General features: G+C 48.4%; 15 protein-coding genes. 4 read left to right on the forward strand and 11 right to left on the reverse strand.

From position 1 onward, the window contains the following. Positions 1 to 215 precede the first annotated feature (215 nt). Together JW881_10040 and JW881_10045 are read left to right on the forward strand one after the other, a co-directional pair. Positions 216 to 2,510, forward strand: coding sequence for a GGDEF domain-containing protein (locus JW881_10040; GenBank protein MBN1697840.1), 2,295 nt, complete (start codon positions 216 to 218; stop codon positions 2,508 to 2,510). 179 nt (positions 2,511 to 2,689) lie between these two features. After that, positions 2,690 to 3,715, forward strand: a complete 1,026-nt coding sequence (locus JW881_10045; GenBank protein ID MBN1697841.1) for a DUF1573 domain-containing protein — start codon at positions 2,690 to 2,692, stop codon at positions 3,713 to 3,715. Between the two features lie 122 nt (positions 3,716 to 3,837). Here JW881_10045 and JW881_10050 read toward each other — a convergent pair whose 3' ends face one another. The 6 genes from JW881_10050 to hypF all read right to left on the reverse strand — a co-directional run bounded on the left by JW881_10050 (position 3,838) and on the right by hypF (position 9,927). Continuing rightward, positions 3,838 to 4,200 (reverse strand): hypothetical protein, encoded by a 363-nt coding sequence (locus JW881_10050; GenBank protein MBN1697842.1) that lies wholly within the window; start codon positions 4,198 to 4,200, stop codon positions 3,838 to 3,840. Between the two features lie 114 nt (positions 4,201 to 4,314). Further along, on the reverse strand, positions 4,315 to 5,178 hold the full coding sequence (locus tag JW881_10055; protein MBN1697843.1) for a hypothetical protein: 864 nt from the start codon (positions 5,176 to 5,178) through the stop codon (positions 4,315 to 4,317). Between the two features lie 280 nt (positions 5,179 to 5,458). Continuing rightward, on the reverse strand, positions 5,459 to 6,049 hold the full coding sequence (locus JW881_10060) for a hypothetical protein (GenBank protein MBN1697844.1): 591 nt from the start codon (positions 6,047 to 6,049) through the stop codon (positions 5,459 to 5,461). A gap of 188 nt (positions 6,050 to 6,237) precedes the next feature. Further along, a complete protein-coding gene (hypD, locus tag JW881_10065; GenBank protein MBN1697845.1) occupies positions 6,238 to 7,341 on the reverse strand; it encodes a hydrogenase formation protein HypD in 1,104 nt (367 codons plus the stop codon). Then, positions 7,338 to 7,595 (reverse strand): HypC/HybG/HupF family hydrogenase formation chaperone, encoded by a 258-nt coding sequence (locus JW881_10070; protein ID MBN1697846.1) that lies wholly within the window; start codon positions 7,593 to 7,595, stop codon positions 7,338 to 7,340. The genes hypD and JW881_10070 overlap by 4 nt, the downstream gene beginning before the upstream one ends. Positions 7,596 to 7,599: 4 nt before the next feature. Beyond that, complete coding sequence (gene hypF, locus JW881_10075) at positions 7,600 to 9,927, reverse strand: carbamoyltransferase HypF (GenBank protein MBN1697847.1); 2,328 nt, start codon at positions 9,925 to 9,927, stop codon at positions 7,600 to 7,602. 192 nt (positions 9,928 to 10,119) lie between these two features. Between hypF and JW881_10080 the strand changes: the two genes are divergently transcribed. Further along, entirely contained in the window at positions 10,120 to 11,250 is a 1,131-nt protein-coding gene (locus tag JW881_10080; GenBank protein MBN1697848.1) for a hypothetical protein, read from the forward strand. Between the two features lie 193 nt (positions 11,251 to 11,443). Further along, a complete protein-coding gene (locus JW881_10085) occupies positions 11,444 to 13,312 on the forward strand; it encodes a hypothetical protein (protein ID MBN1697849.1) in 1,869 nt (622 codons plus the stop codon). Positions 13,313 to 13,324: 12 nt separating this feature from the next. Here the strand turns inward: JW881_10085 and JW881_10090 are convergent, their stop codons facing one another. The 5 genes from JW881_10090 to JW881_10110 all read right to left on the reverse strand — a co-directional run bounded on the left by JW881_10090 (position 13,325) and on the right by JW881_10110 (position 17,760). Further along, positions 13,325 to 13,540 carry a hypothetical protein gene (locus tag JW881_10090; GenBank protein MBN1697850.1) on the reverse strand — a complete coding sequence of 72 codons (216 nt, stop codon included), beginning with the start codon at positions 13,538 to 13,540 and terminating at the stop codon, positions 13,325 to 13,327. Beyond that, the gene (locus tag JW881_10095) at positions 13,537 to 15,372 is read right to left on the reverse strand and encodes a peptidase S8 (GenBank protein ID MBN1697851.1); all 1,836 of its coding nucleotides are present in this window, start codon (positions 15,370 to 15,372) and stop codon (positions 13,537 to 13,539) included. The genes JW881_10090 and JW881_10095 overlap by 4 nt, the downstream gene beginning before the upstream one ends. 228 nt (positions 15,373 to 15,600) lie before the next feature. Further along, positions 15,601 to 16,110 (reverse strand): shikimate kinase, encoded by a 510-nt coding sequence (locus JW881_10100; protein ID MBN1697852.1) that lies wholly within the window; start codon positions 16,108 to 16,110, stop codon positions 15,601 to 15,603. Position 16,111: 1 nt separating this feature from the next. Beyond that, on the reverse strand, positions 16,112 to 17,467 hold the full coding sequence (locus JW881_10105; GenBank protein MBN1697853.1) for a PFL family protein: 1,356 nt from the start codon (positions 17,465 to 17,467) through the stop codon (positions 16,112 to 16,114). Positions 17,468 to 17,487: 20 nt separating this feature from the next. Beyond that, entirely contained in the window at positions 17,488 to 17,760 is a 273-nt protein-coding gene (locus tag JW881_10110) for an ACT domain-containing protein (GenBank protein ID MBN1697854.1), read from the reverse strand. Positions 17,761 to 18,105 lie beyond the last annotated feature (345 nt).

The following is an 18,105-nucleotide window of genomic DNA, read 5'->3' on the forward strand; positions in this document are numbered from 1 at the left end:
TCAAGAATATTTATCAGGCTGTCAAAAAGAAGAGGAAGTGTAAAAATCATTTTTTTATTTAAATGTATATTGACCTCTTTATTAAGGAAGGCGATTGTCCCTTGTATAATCGTCTGATTTCGTGTAAACTGTTCACCCTGAAATGGTTGATACCGTCTCTTCGTGCGGTAGATTAATTGTCCGATATTCTATATTAGGAAATGAAAAAGGACGCGATGCAAAAGAACTGTCCTACCATCGGGCTTCTCATTCCACGACTGGAAGAAAGTTATCAGGCGCGTGTATGGCCCGGTGTCGTCGATTATGCACAGGAACATAACACCAATCTCATCCTTTTTGTCGGCAAACCCCCGCAGTCGCCGTACGGATATGATTATCAGCACAATACCGTCTATAATATCGTGAACAAGCGGTATATCGACGGCCTTGTTCTTGTCTCGGGGAATCTAGGCAATTTTCTGACGACGAAAGAACTCGAGAAATTTTTAAAACAATTCAGACCGATTCCGATGGTAAGTATCGCCCTTGAAATTTCAAATATTCCGAGTGTGCTTGTGGATAATGAAAGCGGTATACGGCAGGGCATCACTCATCTCATCAAGGATCATGGATTCAGGCGGATTGCCTTTATCAGGGGGACGGAAACACATCAGGAGGCGGAGCGGCGTTTCGCTACCTTTATCAAGGTACTGGAAGAGTATGGAATACCATTCGACAAGGAACTTACCGTTTCCGGAGATCTTGTTCCTTCGACGGGTTTCAATGCGATTAAAATACTCATTGATGAAAAGCAGGCGAGTTTTGACGCCATTGTTGCCGCAAATGACGGTATCGCCCTTGGAGCAATCAAGGCATTGCAGGCACGCGGTATAAGGGTTCCGCATGATATTGCGGTTATCGGTTTTGATGATATCGACGAGGCGACATACATTACACCGCCTTTGACCACGGTAAAACAGCCCCTCTATGAACAGGCGAAAACTGCGATCAAGATATTGCTGGATATGATCGAGGGGAGTACCGTCCCGGACAGTATCAGTCTTCCCACCACATTGGTCATACGCGAATCCTGCGGATGTTTCCCGGATTCTATCGCAAATGAGGTACTCACAAGAAAACATAAAAAGAAAAAATATAAAACCCTCGAAGAAGCACTGAGCAAAATGAGGTCCTCGATACTCAATACGATTGTCACTACAATCGAGATTTCACAGATTGAAAAAGAAAGATTTACAGTCTGGATAAAACAGCTTATCGACAATCTCGTTATCGATTTACGTTCGGGAACCGGTTCGGATTCCTTCACCCGCTGTCTCAATGAAATTCTCATTCAAAAGACGATGAACAGAACACAGTTCAATATGTGGCTGGATATTCTTGAGAAAATGAGGGTCAATATAAGTTCGTTTCTCAAGGACTTCAGGCGGGAATCGTTGATCCAGCTTATCTTTCATCAGGCATGGACACGGGTTCGCGAAATTATGATGCGTTCACTGTATTACAAACGTATTCAGTTCGAGTATGATTTCGGTTTGCTTGGAGAAGTCAGCCAGGCACTTATTACAACGATCGATATGAAAGAGCTGATGAATGCGATTGCTTCCGAGTTTCCCAAAATAGGCATCGACAGCAGTTATATCGTGCTCTACAAGCAGAACGATGCCGATGTTTCAGAGGTAAAATGGAAATTACCGGCGACAAGCGAACTCATGCTTGCGTTTAACAGAGAGCGCAGGATGATTTTAGGCGTACCGAACAAGACATTCCGCACCGCGACGTTGCTGCCCGGCAGGCTGCTCCGAATAGGAACAAGACGTACCCTGATATGCATGTCGCTTTTTTTCAGGGACGATCAATTCGGATATATCCTTTTTGAACTCGGACCGCGGGAAGAAATCATTTATGAAACACTTCGAAGCCAGATAAGCAGTGCCATAAAAAGCGCATTGCTTTTTCAGAAACATCTTGAGACGGAGGAAGAACTAAAGAAAATACTCGATCAGCTTGAACGTACGAACAAGGAACTTCAAAGTCTTTCATTGCGGGATGAATTGACGGGACTCTATAACAGAAGAGCGTTTCTCACGCTCGGTGAACAATATATGAAACTTGCACAACGCACCGGAAGAATATTTCTTCTCTTTTTTGCGGATATGGACGGATTAAAAAAAATCAACGATACATTCGGCCACCGTGAAGGAGACGGTTCAATTATCAAGGCAGCTGAGATACTAAGAAAATCATTCAGACAGGCGGATATCATCGCACGATTCGGAGGAGACGAGTTTACCATCATCGCCATCGATGCGACCCAGGAGGATGTCATAAAACTCACCAACAATCTACAGAATAACATTCTCTCCTATAACAGAACATCTAAAAAACCGTATAAACTCGCGATCAGTATGGGTTATTCCGTTTTCAGGGCGGATGTCGATGCGGATTTTGAAAAACTCATTTATGAAGCGGACACGAACCTGTATGAACACAAAAGAATGAAAAAAAATTGATTTTTACTTCGAATCTGAGATGACTCCCTGCGGTAATAAAAAACGGGAACGCATTGTATTAATGTGGCTGGTTTTTATGGTACTTTTATGTGAAATCACTACTTGTAACGAAAAATGAATTTATTTATCTTTTATACCGATAGTAAAAACCATGTCGTGCCGGAAGGAGAATAAATGCGATGAAACATAACAAAATGATATCCGTCTGTTTTACGGCAATTACCAGTGCCGTGGCATTCTTTTTATTCACCGGATGTTCCGGGAATACGATCGAGGGACCGGCAATCAGGTTCGAAAAGCCGGCACATAATTTCGGAGAGGTCGATGAGGGAACGGATGTCACCGTTACATTCAAATTCACAAATCCGGGAAGCGAATCCCTTGTCATCAATGGTATTTATCCTTCGTGCGGATGTATGGTAACCGGTGATTATGACAGGGAGGTCGGTCCGGGGAAAAGGGGGACGATCCCTGTGGTTTTCGATACATCGGGGCTGCAGGGGCAGACGGTAAAGACGATAAAAATAGCAACAAATGCCGATGAAGGCGAACCGCAGGTCATCACGATTGAAGGATATATCCGGGTCGCGGTGGAAGTCCACCCGAAAACACTCGCACTTGGTGAAATCGACGATACTACGAAAATACTGAAAGGGGAGGTCATCCTCATCAATAAAACGAATGACCCGATGCAGATTCGGGAAGTGACATCGCCGGAACGAACAACGATAGGATCCGTCACCATTGAACCGGATAAACAGTATTCGATTCAGATAACCGTCGGCCCGCCTTTTGATAAAGGATACATACAGCAAAAGGCGGTCATAAAGACAAATCTCAAGCAGAAACCTGAGATTGTCATCGATTATTCATATTTTTATCCGCCCCTGATCGATGTCAAACCCGAAGCCTTTTACGTGTTCCCTTCCGATTTCGAAATGGCGGAAATATCGAGAACGTTCTACATATACAGCCGGTGGGAAAAACCCCTCGAAATAAAGGATGTCGTCATCAACAAAAAACCGGTCAATTATCTTATCGATGAAATAGAACCCGGGCGTGTGTATAAGATCACATTTTCTTTTAATCCGGGTTCGGAATATTCATACACCGATCCTCCGAACATCACGTTCCGTATTCCCAATGCCCCCGAACGTACCGATTATTCGATACCGATCAAAGACGGAAACACAGCGTCACCTTAATAAAAGGTTTCTCTAAAGACACCGCCAGGTTTCGGCAAGACCGCCGTGGATACCGGAGGTACTTGTCGGGCCTTGCCGTATGTCCGGGCGGTCCGGTTTCTGATGAGTGTATATGCGATATCTCATGTATCCATTAGCATGATATGATCGAATTTATCGATGAGGGGACTGATGCTTTTAAAAACGGATATCTGCCAGGGTATCCTTTTCACATAATGTATAACGGTAAAAATTTTCTTTTGATTCAGTTTCTTTATGAAATTGATGAGCGGGACCACGGTGGCGGAATTAATATTCTTGAGTCTGCCAAAGGTTATAATGAGCTTTTTACCCAAAACCGGAAAAATTTCATCAAGCACCGGTTTGAGTGAATTGTTCGGATTTACCTCGACACTCTTTCCGACCCAGTGAAGGAGTGTCGTCCCCTCGTTATCCACAACGTACAATGTGAGAGAACCGATTTTTTTCACTACCTTGATTCCCATCCCGCAACAATACATTATGAATTATTATTTTTCAAGGGTAAAAATATAAAGGCACCTATAAAAACCCGCAAAAAAGGTTTCTAGAGGTGCCCATAATTTAGGAGACATGATCGATTACAGTAATTTCCTTATTTCATCCGCGTTGCCGGGATCAACCCCTTTACCGGTTAAAATCCATTCCTCGGTATGTTCGAAGGTAAGTCCGGGAGTAAATGTCAAAAGCGGGCCGAGTGTTTCAAGTTCGACGAAATCGCTGCATTGAAAGGATTGGATGGCGCAATTGTCGTCAGGGTAGCAGGTGAGGGGAAGCCGGTCGAATTTCTTGATGAACGTGTAGTTATTGTGGGTGATACCGATGAAGCCTTCGTCACCCGATGTCCCTACCTTTCCTTTTTCACCGTTCGGTTTTATAAGAAAGAGATCGGGGGTTTTACTGTATTGCTCACTTCCGATATTGGTGGCGTGATCGAGCCATTGCTGCCAATACACGATTTTATTCGTTTTCCAATCGCCTTTTGAGCGCCAGGGAAGAAAAGCCGTCCCCTGCGGAACGACGCAGGTGATCGCCCAAAGGGCGCCGTCATAGAGATGGCCGTCGTGATTCGTCACCCGGTGCCGGATAACGACGCGACCCTGCCTGTCGATGATCGTAATCGATTTGTCGAAGTTGAGGACGGGATCACGTGAGGTTACCGTCAGTTCTCCCTTGCCCTCTATTACCGAACAGGGGTGATTGTCCGGATGTTCCGTCTGTATTCGTTCGGGAGAGATCCAGAGGCGGTGTCCTCCGTAGAAGATGAATTCGTCCTGTTTCGAAAGATCCTCGTTCATATTGATATAAAGGATATTTTCCTTCCCGGTAAAGCCAAAATGGAGTATTCGGGGGCCGAACAGTGTGGTAATGACCAATGTCTTGTCGCCGATCGTAACCTCATAACACTCTTTATACGATGCATATTCAACTTTTTTTATTTCCATTTTCATCCTCCGCTCAAATTACTTTTCTGCGATACCTGGTCATTCATATACGACAAAACGATTTATTGCAAGGGGTTTTGCAGCGATCTTCTTGCCGTCAGTGTCGTTTTAACCTGATGAATTGCACCGTGTGCCGGACAAAACTTCCGTCCGATTGATAAAAAAAGTGCCGGACGTTCGGAAACGCCGGCACCGTTTTTGAATGGTTCGCCAAACTCCCGCTAATGAAACGATGTTTCATTCACCGTTCAGGAAGCGGTATTGCCCGTGATGGAAGTCGCTATTCGAGGCGAATGTTGTCGATATAGACCGAACCTTCAAGACCCTCGGGGCCGTTGATTTTGAAAATAAGGCGTTTCACATCATCCATATGGTTCAACCGGCCCGTCAGTTCCCATCCTGTTGCCGCATGTTTATATGCCTGCGACGTCAAATCAAAGATGATATCCTTGTTTTTCCCTGCCGGCAGCGGGAAGGCGTCGGATTCAATCCAGTACCAATCATCGCCCGTGCAGACGGCAAAGGCGATGGTCAGTTCCGTTCCCGTCGGATTGACCGCATCGACGTGAAGCTTTATCGCCTCCGCCCAGTCGTATTTTTCGAATCCTTCACCGTAAAATGCCGCGCCTTTATTGTTCGACTGAAACTTGAATGTACATTCGAGGGATTTCTTCCCCTGGGTCGCATTTTTGTCGCTTGTGGATGCCGCCAATGAATTGTCGCCGTCTTTCCACGAATTACCGACGGCAATCCAGTAATGTGTTTCTTCGAATCCTTCGAAGAGTTCCCCGACAGGTGCGGGTCCTGAAACACAACCCGATATCAAAGCGAGAGTAAAAAGCATACCGAAATAAAAAATTGTTTTTTTCATTTTTTCCTCCTTGCATGTATATGGCTTTAAATACACAATAACTAAACCGGTTTACCATCGTACAACGGCCGGCTGATTTTGTCAATGAGAGAAAAATGAAATATCGGATTTTTCCGGATAATGTACGGCCGCGCACTGTGCCGGGGAAAAATATCGTTCGACAACCGGTGTGTTTCCGTATGTTTTATTCAACGATTCCCGTATCGATAATATGCCGAACAGGTTCCTTCGGCGCTTACCATACAAGCCCCTTTCGGGTCCTGCGGAGTACAGGCTGTTGAAAAAAGAGGACATTCGAGGGGCGTTTTGGCGCCTCGCATTATATGGCCGCAGATACAGCCGGGCACTTCACGCTCTTCGGGGAGTTCGAGAGAGAAAAGAAACTCGGCATCGAATTCCCTGTACTCCTCCGAGACGGCAAGACCGCTTCCCGGGATCGTACCAATGCCGCGCCATCGGGAATCGCAGGGCGTAAATACCGCGCGCATAACATCCTGTGCCCTTTTATTGCCTTCAGGTCTGACGGCACGGGTATACTGGTTTTCAACGTCATGACGGCCTTCTGCGATCTGGGCAACGATCATATCGATCGTGGAAAGAATGTCGGGCGGCTCAAATCCTGAAACAACACAGGGGATGCCGAACGTTTCCGCGATCGGACGATAGATCGCCGTGCCGGTGATTGAAGAGACGTGGCCGGGACAGATAAGCCCGTCTATATTGAGATCATCCGATGAGAGGAGGGCGTAGAGTGCTTCCGGCATTGTTTTTAATGCGGAGAGGACGGAAAATCCGGCGATACCCCGTTCCCGTGCTTCGATTATCGAGACGGCAACAGAGGGGGCGGTCGTTTCAAAACCGATTCCCAGGAAGACGGTGTTTTTCCCCGGATTGTCTTCAGCGATTGAAAGCGCCTCGGTTGGCGAAAGACAAATACGAATATCACTTCCCGACGCCCGTTCCTCAAGAAGGCTGGATCTGGAACCGGGAACCCTGATCATATCACCGAATGTGGTGATGATGAAGTCGGGACGCCGGCCAAGCTCGATCGCCGTATCGATAAACCGGTTCGGGGTCACACATACGGGACAACCGGGACCGCTCAACAGTGCGATCGATTCAGGCAGAAGGTTTCGGATGCCGAATTTGAAGATCGCGTTCGTATGACCGCCGCATACTTCCATGAGCCGGATCGGGACCTCGTTGTTGATCCCGGCCATTCTGTCTGCAATTGAGCGCGCGATATATCGGGCGGCTTTAGCCTGCCTGAACTCGTCGATGTAACGTATCATGCTTCTGAAACCTTGGGGCCGCTATCTGAGTCGCCGGATGATATTTCGTCGATTTCACGGAAAAGATCGAGGGTTTTTTTTGCTTCCGCGCGGTCGAGTCTTTCAATGGCGAATCCGGCGTGGATGATGAGATAGTCCCCGATTACCGCTTCGGGGACGAGGGCAAGATTGACGTCATACATCACATTGCCGGCGGAAACCCTCCCGGCATTATTCTTTTTTTCTATAAGCTTCATTGGTATTGCAAGACACATATCGTTACTCCCTTGTTATATTATTTGCGATGACCGCCTGTCCAAGTGATATTCCCCCGTCATTGCAGGGAACCCGGGAATGATTATAAACACGGAAGCCCCCCGCTTCAAGGACATCGAGGGTTTTTTGAAGCAGGTACATATTCATAAAACACCCGCCGCTTAAGGCAACGCGGCGGAGTCCGGTTTTTTCGGAAACGATGGTGCATATCCCGTACAAAAGTTCAACCAGGCCGTTATGAAAAGCGGCTGCTATCCCTGATACCGGTTTTTTATGTGCGATATCTTCCGCCACCCGTGTTATACACTCCCCCCATGAAAGAATAAAAAAACCGTTTTTTTCGACAATGGGAAAGGGGTAGGCCGGTGTGTCGCCGTTGCCGATCCGTTGTTCGAGTTCGACGGCGCCCTGTCCTTCGTAGCGGGCTAAAAGCCGTACGCCGGTGAGGGCCGCAATCCCGTCGAAAAGCCTGCCGCAGCTTGATGTCGGTAAACTGTTCACTCCTTCCTTTATCTGCCATAAGGCGATACCGATTTCCTGTTCCGGTATCGTCTTCCATGATGAAGGTAGATGGCCCAGGCATTCGTCACCGAAAACGGCATACAGGTATGAAAGAGCCATACGCCACGGGCGTTTTATTGCCGCTTCACCCCCCGGAAGGGGGATAGCTTCGAAAGACGCGACGCGTTCATATGCCTTTTCGTCTGCAACAAGCACTTCCCCGCCCCAGATCGTCTCATCGGCCCCGAAGCCGGTTCCGTCCAGGGCGATACCGATCACGTTACCGGTAATCTCATTATCCGCCATGCAGCTTGCGATATGGGCGTGATGGTGCTGGACTGCGATGCGGGGTATGCCGGTGAGGTAAGCGAATTCAAGCGGGGGGTTGCGGACAAATGCCGTACTTATATAAGAGGGGTGGAGGTCGTGCGCGACGATCCCGGGGGTGCAGTCGAACATTGCTTTCAGATGGCCGATGGCCTGAAGAAACGATGCGTATGTCCGGGTTTCTATGAGGTCACCGATATGATGGGAGATAATCGCCTGGTTCTCTTTTCCGAAGCATATGGTATTCTTCTGTTCCGCCCCGACGGCAAGAACATGGGGGTTGAAATACCCATTGATGCGGAGGGGGGTGGGTACGGCCCCTCTGGATCTGCGAAAGGGGTAGTCGTTTCCCCGCCACAGCCGGATAACCGAATCGTCACAGCGAATGAGGATATCACGGTTACCGGTAACAAAATAATCGGCAATATCGGAAAGCCGCAGGAACGCATCCTCGTTCGTATGGGCGATCGGCTCCTCGGATATATTTGCGGAGGTCATGACGAGGGGGGCGGAAAAATACCGGAAGAGAAGGTGATGTATCGGGGTATAGGGAAGCATGATACCGATCAGCCTGCTTGCGGGGGCGATCTGCCGGGCGAGACGCGTTCCGCTTTTTCTTTCAAGAAGGAGGATGGGCCGGTCCTGCTTCGACATTCTCATGCCTTCTTCCGGTGAAAGTACGGCGTACGCGGCTGTCTGTTCGAGATCGCTTACCATGACCGCGAACGGTTTATCCTGCCTGAATTTCCGTTTTCTGAGTTCGGTAACCGCCGCCTCATTTCCTGCATCGCAGGCAAGATGGTATCCCCCGATTCCCTTGATCGCAATGATCCGGCCTTCTTCGAGAAGTGAAGCGAGGTGAGAGAAAAATATTTCATAATCCTTTCCGCGGGAAGGTGAAAGAAGAACATGTCCGCAGTTGTCGGTGAGGGCAAGATGGGGCCCGCAGGCGTGGCATGCATTCGGCTGCGCGTGGAATCTCCTGTTTGAGGGATCCCGATATTCTGAGGCGCATTCGGGACACATCGTGAAGGGGGCCATGGTGGTTCGTGCACGGTCATAGGGAATGTCGGCGGTAATTGTATAGCGGGGGCCGCATTGGGTGCAGTTGATGTAGGGATAGGCGTATCGTCTGTTTCCGGGATCGAGTAATTCACGAATACATGCCTCACACACGGTGAGATCAGGGGAAATACGGGCGAATTTCGTTTGGGAGTAACGGCTTTCCCTGATCGTGAACCCTGAGAAATGACGACTATTCTTGCGGGCGGAAACTTCGATCGTATCGATGACCGCCTGAAGGGGACGATCCGTTTCGATCGCACGGATAAACTCATCGACATTGTCCCCGCTGCCGCAGGCAATAATCTCGACACCATGGGGATTGTTCTGTATATAACCGCCTATTCCCATTTTTCCGGCGAGATTGAAGACAAAGGGTCTGAATCCCACGCCCTGAACAATGCCTTTTATCAATACTTTCACCGTTTTTTTATCGTTCATAATGACCCGGCATTAATATACCGATTTTTTATCCATAATGAAAGGGGTTGGCGGTAATGGCTGAGGCGTATAAAATGTAATTAATTCTTGCAACCCGCACACAATACGACTATCATTAACTATGTGAATAGATTATTACGTATAATATCCATCATATTGTTGGCAATCCTGCCATGCATTGCCGGTTTTCCCATGGCAAAGACAGAATATGAAATTACCGATACCCTCACCCTCGATGACGGGGAAAACGGAAAGGATGTCAACAATCTGGGCGGCCCATGCGGTCCCTATTCGGATGCGATGCAGTTACCCGATAAGGGAAAATCAACGATCACCTTCGATCGTCACTATTCACCGGGACATGATTCCGGACACTGTCTTTATTTCACCTACGACCTTAAGCCGGGTTTTTCAACACCGTATGCGGGATTCATGTGGAGTCTGCAGCCCGGTTATGCATCAATGGATGTAAGCGGATATTCGGGGATACGGTTTTATGCACGGGGAAGCGGAGCGTTCCGGGTTCATTTTGGAACGGATGAAACACGCAAGGAATTCAACCACTTCGGCTCGCGGCCGGTCACCCTCACCGGCGACTGGCTGCCGTATTCGATATCCTTTTCTGAGCTGCATCAGCGGTGGGGAACAAAGAAAAGTTGGAACAGTGAAGCGGTTTATTCTTTCGAGATACATCTCGATAGTACTATCACGAAATCCGGAGAAATATATATCGACACAATCGAGTTCTATAAGGCGGTCAAAAAGGAGAAAGCCCTCCATATCGGTCCGGATAACGGAACCGGCATCTTTCGGACGGGACACAGAAAGACAGTCGATTACCTTTCCGTCTTGTGCCGGGCCCATATGGATATACCGGTAAGCGAACACAGGTCCGTCGTCACTTCGGGAAACTCCTTCCTGGCTGAGGGAATCTATAATATCGTCTTTCCTCAGGCGGTGATCGGTTTCGGTGGAACCCTGCAAAGCAGTGTGCTTTCAGGAAGGCTTAATCTAGCGGAAACAATGACGACCTATGTCATGGCCGTTGCAGCCTCGGCAAGGATTCTTACCAATTTCAATGCACCGCTTTTTGCCGGTGCGGAAATCGGTGCCGGGGGCGGCATCATGTTTTTCGGCGCCCCGGAATCGGCGGAGGTCCCTGCGATACGTCCGTTTCCGGTTGTTTATCTCGATACATCCGTCGGATCATATTTCGGTCCGTCCGTGTCGTTCGCCCTCTGTTTCCAGGCAACATTCCTTTATGAAGGCGAGGCTTTTTACGCCGGCCTTTCGCCCGGCCTTGCCTTTGAAATAGGATTGTAATCCGGATAATGCAGGAATATACTAACAACCGGTTGCCTCAACTAGCAGAAGGAGGTGGAGAAAGCCCAGTGAAAAAACATATCCGGTGAGGTGCTCATGCGAGGAAGACGATTTTCTTTCGCACGTTTGAAATCAGGGTCATGGTGTGGTAGATTCTGAAGCAGTAACAATTAATAAAGGAGTACCACCTGATATGAAGCTTTGTATTGTCATTGTCCTGTTATTTCAATCATTTTTTTTATACTGCGATTTTCCCGAAGGTATCGACGAAAACAGGCTGGCAGGATTGTTTTCTGTCGCTGTTATGGGAATATGTAATGAGGATCCGAGTGTCCCGGAACCGTTCTATACCGATATATCCGATCATCTTCTGCATGGAATCGAACGGCTCGGCCGTTTCAAGACAAAATCATATATGTCCTTGACACTTTCCCCTTCCCGTATTCCACTCCTGTGTGCGTATATGAAGAATAAACGGCTTGCGGAAGCAGTATCCCGGTGCAATGGAGATCACGTTTCGGAAAAGAAAGGCGACGGGCGGGACTTTTTCGAGACAGTGAAAGAGATGTCGATCCGGGAAATAAGGGAAACATTTGGTGAAGAGGTTGCCGGTCTCCTCGAGAAGGCAAGGGGGGGTGATCGGGACATCACCGATAACGGGGAGCGAATGCCGGGTGATGAATATGAAAGACTTTTTTACGAGTTTCCCGAACAAATGTGTGAGACCATCATGAAAGAACAATACCTTTTGATTCCGCACGTCGGAGGGTTTTCAACCGAATCGAATATGTCAAGGGAAAAAAACAAAATACTTGATGAAGACGAAGAAGGAAACAAAAAAAGGATCTTTCAAACGATGATCACCTTGCGCTCGACATCACAATTTACGGTGACGGTATTCATTCTCGATACGCGAAAAGGTGAGGTCGTTATGAAAGATACTCGTCTCATTGAATACACGAATGAGATTTCGCGGGATTTCAGGCGGGAAGCAGGTGAAGATCGCGGTGATAAAGCGGGAAGCCCACTCGGTAATATATTAAAGAACCTGCTTGATATCGATGATGATGAGGATGCGGAAGACAAGCAGGAACGGGAAATTCGAAGGGAATTGCGTTCGAAGAAAAATATCCTTGAAGCGGAAACGCGAAGCGGTGCGGCGGTGGCTTGCGGTACATATCTTTATACCCTCCTTTCAACAGCGTCTGTCTTTCATATCGATACCACGATCGTGAAGGCAGCGGGTGGTATAGTGTACCTCAACAAAGGACGCAAGTGGGATATCGGTGAGGGGGATGAGTTTTTGATCGGCGGCGGTACGGTGGATGAGGTCTTTATACGCGTGAAAAAATCGGAACCAATGTATTCAATAGGACAGGTGATCTGGGGAAAAATGGATGAAAATGCGGTCGCGACACCATGCAACAGGGCGCATGTGAATATTGAAGGGCGCGCGGGGATGTATACAGTCGAAGGTCTCGATGTTTACAGCGCTTGCTCCCTTTATTATGCAACCGGCGGCGATTTTCCGTATAAAAGGGAGTATCAGGTATGGCCTTATTTTTCACTCTGGCTTGATGTTGAAATCGGTTATTCTTTTATCGTTGCCCTTGATTTCGGGGGAGGATTTTCACCGTATGAAAAAAATACATGGTTTATCGACGGGACGACGGGATTGGGATTACGGTTTTTTCTGGGCAGAGTGACACTCGAAGCATATACTTTGGCCGGGGCAATGATATTTTTTAACGAACGGCAGTACTCCTCATTAAATGCGGCCTCACTCGGCCTTTCCCCGCCCGGTTCCGACGATATCCTTTTGACGATGACATCACTCAACTGCTTCGTCAAACCGACCATCGGGGCAAGCTACATGTTTTCACCGTTTCTGTCCATGAACCTCAAAGCGGATTACCGCTATAATTTTTATAACGGCTTTCTTTCCGTGGAGAGAAAAGAAGTCTCTGCCGACAGCGCATACCATACGGACATTATCGAAGGGAATCCACTTTTCAGTCTGGACGGAATAACCGTAACGCTGAGTATGATGATGCGGTTTTAGGACGGTTTTTTATCATGCCTTGCCATCGGCCTTCATCTTCTGCTCATCCTCGACATACCGGACGGAGGGGTGCGTTTTCAGGCGGTTTTTGACATCCTCCGATGCTTTATATGAATATATCCGTAATACCGGTATACGCTTGATCCGTTTCAGGTGAAAATCCTTCTCTATTTTTTCTATTTCCTCTTCTCCGGTATTTTCATGATACCTGACCGCGATACGTTTCATTTTTTCACCAGTATATACGGGAGTATGAATGCGAGAAGCCCGTTTGCGACCAGAAAGATCATGGCGGCTGCACCGTCGGGAAGCGGACTCAATTCCTGAAGCAGGATACCGTCTGCAACCAGTTTCGCGGCAAATCCGCAAATGAGACCGACGGAGAAACGGCGTTTGACGTCGTCCCTGAAATTGAGAAGAACGGTAAAGAGAACGGGAATCAGTATATTATGCCAGAGGATCGAAGGCTTTGAGAGGAAAAACAGTACCCTGTCGTAATCGAGTATTGAATTGAAAATGAGTCCGGTAAAACGTTCCGGCAGGATGGTGAAGGGAAAGATGTTCTGCAGAAAATATCCGATCATAGCAAGACCGTTCGCCCCCAATATAAGCCCCACATAGGTAAGGGGCACGTGAAGGTTGTCAATCGTGTCGATTTTCTTTCGCGTCCTGTCAAAAACGAGAAACATGAACAGTGCGATGATCAAGGTCAGCACCGATGTCAGTGTGGATGTGGTAATCGGCCCGGTATTGTAATACGGTTTGTCGGGAACGAGCGGCTGTTTCGATTTACCGGGAGGGGACGGCGTTTTTCGGTTAACGGCGTTCAGTGGATTGATAAACGGGAGGTCGGCGATCCTGCGGTCGGAACTTCTTACGAGTATGTCCCTCATTTCTTTCGGGGTCCTGACTCCGGACTGATAGAGGATCGCGCAAATACCGGCAACATGGGGAGAAGCCATACTAGTTCCCTGGAAATAGTAGAAGTAATCGTCCCTGTCTTTTTCATAGTTTTTATAGTTTCTGGAAAGAAAGGCGGGACCATTCTGGAGAATGCCGGCGCCCGCTTCCTTGGAAATATTACCGCCGGGTGCGATCACGTCCACACCGGTTCCATAGTTGGAATAACGTGCAAGCTCGTAATCCGGCCCGGACGCGGCAACGGAAATAACGGTTTCGTAGCGGCCGGGATATCCGGAATAGCCGGAACTTTCGTTTCCCGCCGATGCGACAACGATCACGTTTTTGTCCCAGGCGTACCGGCAGGCGTCGGAAAGTATCTGAGAGAATCCGCCTCCTCCAAGACTCATATTGATGATATTTGCCCCGTTATCCACCGCATACACGATCGCTTCCGCGATATCGACCGTACTCCCGTATCCGCTTTTACTGAGTACTTTGAGGGGCATTATTTTTGCTTCCCATGCGATTCCCGCCACACCGCGGCCATTGTTGGTGTCCTGGCCGATCGTTCCGGCGACATGACTCCCGTGTCCGTGATCGTCTTCAAAATCGGAGGAGTTGGTGATGAAATTATATCCCCGGAAAAGACGTGAAGGAGAAAGGTCCCCGAGTTTTTTCGATACCCCCGTATCGATAACGGCGACAACGACCCCATTTCCGGTCCCCTTTTTCCAGACTTCTTCCATGGAAAACTGCTTCAGATTCCACTGTCTGGCGAACAGGGGATCATTACTCGAGGTTTTCATCCGGTAATTCGGTTCTATGGACTGGACGATATCGGAGGACTGTAATTGTCGAAGACTGCCTATCAGGGAATTGAGTTCTTCCGGCTGGATATCATATTTTGAAACCTTTAGGAGGCGGTGTTTTTTCGAGAACACATTGGAGTTCTTGAATGAAAAGACGTGTTCACTGAAAGAAAAGCCGTACTTCCCGGCTATCTTTTGTACGGATGAAGCGTCTTTTCCCGGAGAAACGGAAACAACGAGTTCTCCGTATCGTTTTTCCTGGTTTTGAAACAGGAATGTCGAGCCGATACAGAGCCCGATAAGGAGGAAAAGGATACCAAACCCGATAATTCCGTTTATTTTTATCATAATTGCCTCCTTGCATTCGATAATGCATCACAGCGGGGCTGCGACGATGGATGTGAACGTACGATTTAAATATATCCTATTTTCTATGTAAATACAACACGGAAAACGGCATAACGGTCACGCTTTCCATTTGTATGGAAATTACGCGCCCGTTCAAAAGCGCTTGTTACAGGAGGAAGGTTCCCGTCATTGATAAGCCCGCGGGCCTTTTCGGGATGGATTGTTTTTTCATAGATACCCCGGATTTATATTTTTTGCTATTTCTTCCACGATAGCTTCCATATCTTTATTTTTACAGCGGACGATGTTGTTTGCGTAGGTTTCGTATAATATCCGCCGTTTTTCATATATCGATGATATTGACTCGCCTGTTTCCATGACGATTCCCCGGGTCCTGATATTTTTTAGCCGCCGCCTTAAAACCGGGAGGGGGACATCGAGATACACGATGCTTCCCGAGGCGGCAAGATTCCCCATTGAACGTTCCCTGTACACGACGCTTCCCCCTGTCGCGACGACATGGTCCGATATATCGAGTGAACAAATCACCTCTTCTTCTTTTTCGAGAAATTCGAGTATCCCGCGTGTATTGATGAACTCCTGAAGGGACATCATGATTTTTCGCTGGATAAGGAGATCGGTGTCGATAAAGGAGAGTGAAAGGGCTTTTGCGAGGAGGACGCCGATGGTACTTTTTCCGGCTCCCGGCATACCGACAAGCACAATATTCGGTCTCATATCAATTCCTCAGACTCAGAAGCGGTGCGGGGATCCGGCCGCCGCGCCGGATAAAGAGATCGCTTTTGAAATCGCTTGTCTTCATGACGATCGCCCGGCCTAAAAGCCCTCCGAACTCGACGATATCCCCTTCCTTTTTACCGTGAACGGGGATAATCCGGACCGCCGTCGTTTTCCCGTTCACCACACCGATGGCCGCTTCATCCGCGATAATGGCGGAAATCGTTTCGGCGGGGGTCGTGCCGGGGACGGCGATCATATCGAGACCGACCGAACAGACACAGGTCAACGCCTCGCATTTTTCAAGCGTAAGCGATCCCCTTCCGACGGCCTCGACCATACCAGCATCCTCGCTTACCGGAATGAATGAACCGCTTAACCCGCCAACATGCGATGAAGCCATGACGCCGCCCTTTTTTACCGCGTCGTTGAGAAGGGCCAAAGCGGCCGTTGTCCCCGGCGCCCCGCACGATTCGATTCCCATTTCTTCTATGATATGAGCGACACTGTCGCCGATAGCGGGTGTCGGCGCGAGTGAGAGATCGACGATGCCGAACGGAACACCGAGACGTCTCGACGCCTCCGTCGCGACAAGCTGGCCCATGCGGGTGATTTTGAAAGCCGTTTTTTTGATCGTTTCGGCAACGATATCGAACGGGCGGCCTTTTACCTTCCTGAGTGCCGCGGCGACCGCTCCGGGACCGCTCACACCGACATTGATGACACATTCGGGTTCACCGATCCCGTGAAATGCGCCGGCCATAAAGGGGTTGTCTTCCGGTGTATTTGCGAATACAACGAGTTTCGCGCAGCCGATACTGTTTTTTTCTCTCGAAAGCGCAGCGGTTTTTTTGATAATTCCGCCCATGAGCGCCACGGCATCCATATTGATACCGGCCCTTGTCGTTGCGATATTGACGGACGAACAGACACGGGCCGTCCGTGCAAGGGCTTCGGGAATGGAGGAAATGAGTTTCATGTCCCCGGGCGTACATCCTTTGTGCACGAGGGCCGAAAATCCGCCGATAAAATTGACGCCGACTTCACCCGCGGCACGGTCGAGTGTCTCGGCAAACATGACATAGTTTTCCGCGTTCGAAGATTCGGCGACAAGGGAAATCGGGGTAACGGATATCCGTTTGTTGATAATGGGGATACCGTATTCACAGGCGATGTCTTCACCTGTTTTTACAAGGAGGCTTGCGAGACGTATGATTTTCTCATAGATCTTCCTGCAAGAACGGGCCGCTTTCGCATCGACGCAATCCCTGAGTGAAATACCCATCGTGATGGTTCTGATATCGAGTTTTTCATCCTGGATCATCGCGATCGTTTCAAACACTTCTTTTTTATTGATCATGGCGGTGTTCCTTCATATCAATCGATTCTGTGCATGGATTTGAATACTTCCTCATGCTGAAGGGTAACGGATAATTCCATGGAAGCGGCGCATTGTTCGAGGTTTACCCTGAGGCCGGCTATATTGCCTTTCATGCCGGACAGATCGACGAGCATCATCATGGTAAAGTATTCCTGAAGAATCGTCTGGCTGATGTCAAGAATATTGACCCCGGCAGAGGCAAGGGCGCCGCTTATCCGCGCAATAATACCGACTTTATCCTTGCCGACAACAGTAATAATAGCCCTCATATTTCCTCCTTGGAATAACAGGAACGCTTTGAATCTCTTCATAATTATCGTAATAGACCGATATGTCAAGCGGCGGCATGATCCGCACCGCATTAATTATTCCGTTTACAAAAACATCGTTTTACATCTGTCCGAATCGGAATACGCCCTTTATCCATGAATTCGAGCAGGGAAAAGGTACGGCGGCTGACGGACTAATGCCTCTGAGACTGCCGGCTTTACAACCGGAAGCCGTCCATGGTATACTGTCCAGGTAAAAACAACATAAAAATCATATAGCGGCATTCCCCGCAGAAGCGGCATTCCCCGCAGAAGCGGCATTCCCCGCAGAAGCGGCATTCCCCG

Source organism: Spirochaetales bacterium, assembly GCA_016930085.1.
In the GTDB taxonomy this organism is placed as follows: Bacteria; Spirochaetota; Spirochaetia; order SZUA-6; family JAFGRV01; genus JAFGHO01.

Coding starts and splice junctions, on each gene's coding strand:
- JW881_10040 (MBN1697840.1), top strand. CDS start 216: ATGCAAAAGAACTGTCCTACCATCGGGCTTCTCATTCCACGACTGGAA.
- JW881_10045 (MBN1697841.1), top strand. CDS start 2,690: ATGAAACATAACAAAATGATATCCGTCTGTTTTACGGCAATTACCAGT.
- JW881_10050 (MBN1697842.1), bottom strand. CDS start 4,200: ATGGGAATCAAGGTAGTGAAAAAAATCGGTTCTCTCACATTGTACGTT.
- JW881_10055 (MBN1697843.1), bottom strand. CDS start 5,178: ATGGAAATAAAAAAAGTTGAATATGCATCGTATAAAGAGTGTTATGAG.
- JW881_10060 (MBN1697844.1), bottom strand. CDS start 6,049: ATGAAAAAAACAATTTTTTATTTCGGTATGCTTTTTACTCTCGCTTTG.
- hypD (MBN1697845.1), bottom strand. CDS start 7,341: ATGATACGTTACATCGACGAGTTCAGGCAGGCTAAAGCCGCCCGATAT.
- JW881_10070 (MBN1697846.1), bottom strand. CDS start 7,595: ATGTGTCTTGCAATACCAATGAAGCTTATAGAAAAAAAGAATAATGCC.
- hypF (MBN1697847.1), bottom strand. CDS start 9,927: ATGAACGATAAAAAAACGGTGAAAGTATTGATAAAAGGCATTGTTCAG.
- JW881_10080 (MBN1697848.1), top strand. CDS start 10,120: ATGGCAAAGACAGAATATGAAATTACCGATACCCTCACCCTCGATGAC.
- JW881_10085 (MBN1697849.1), top strand. CDS start 11,444: ATGAAGCTTTGTATTGTCATTGTCCTGTTATTTCAATCATTTTTTTTA.
- JW881_10090 (MBN1697850.1), bottom strand. CDS start 13,540: ATGAAACGTATCGCGGTCAGGTATCATGAAAATACCGGAGAAGAGGAA.
- JW881_10095 (MBN1697851.1), bottom strand. CDS start 15,372: ATGATAAAAATAAACGGAATTATCGGGTTTGGTATCCTTTTCCTCCTT.
- JW881_10100 (MBN1697852.1), bottom strand. CDS start 16,110: ATGAGACCGAATATTGTGCTTGTCGGTATGCCGGGAGCCGGAAAAAGT.
- JW881_10110 (MBN1697854.1), bottom strand. CDS start 17,760: ATGAGGGCTATTATTACTGTTGTCGGCAAGGATAAAGTCGGTATTATT.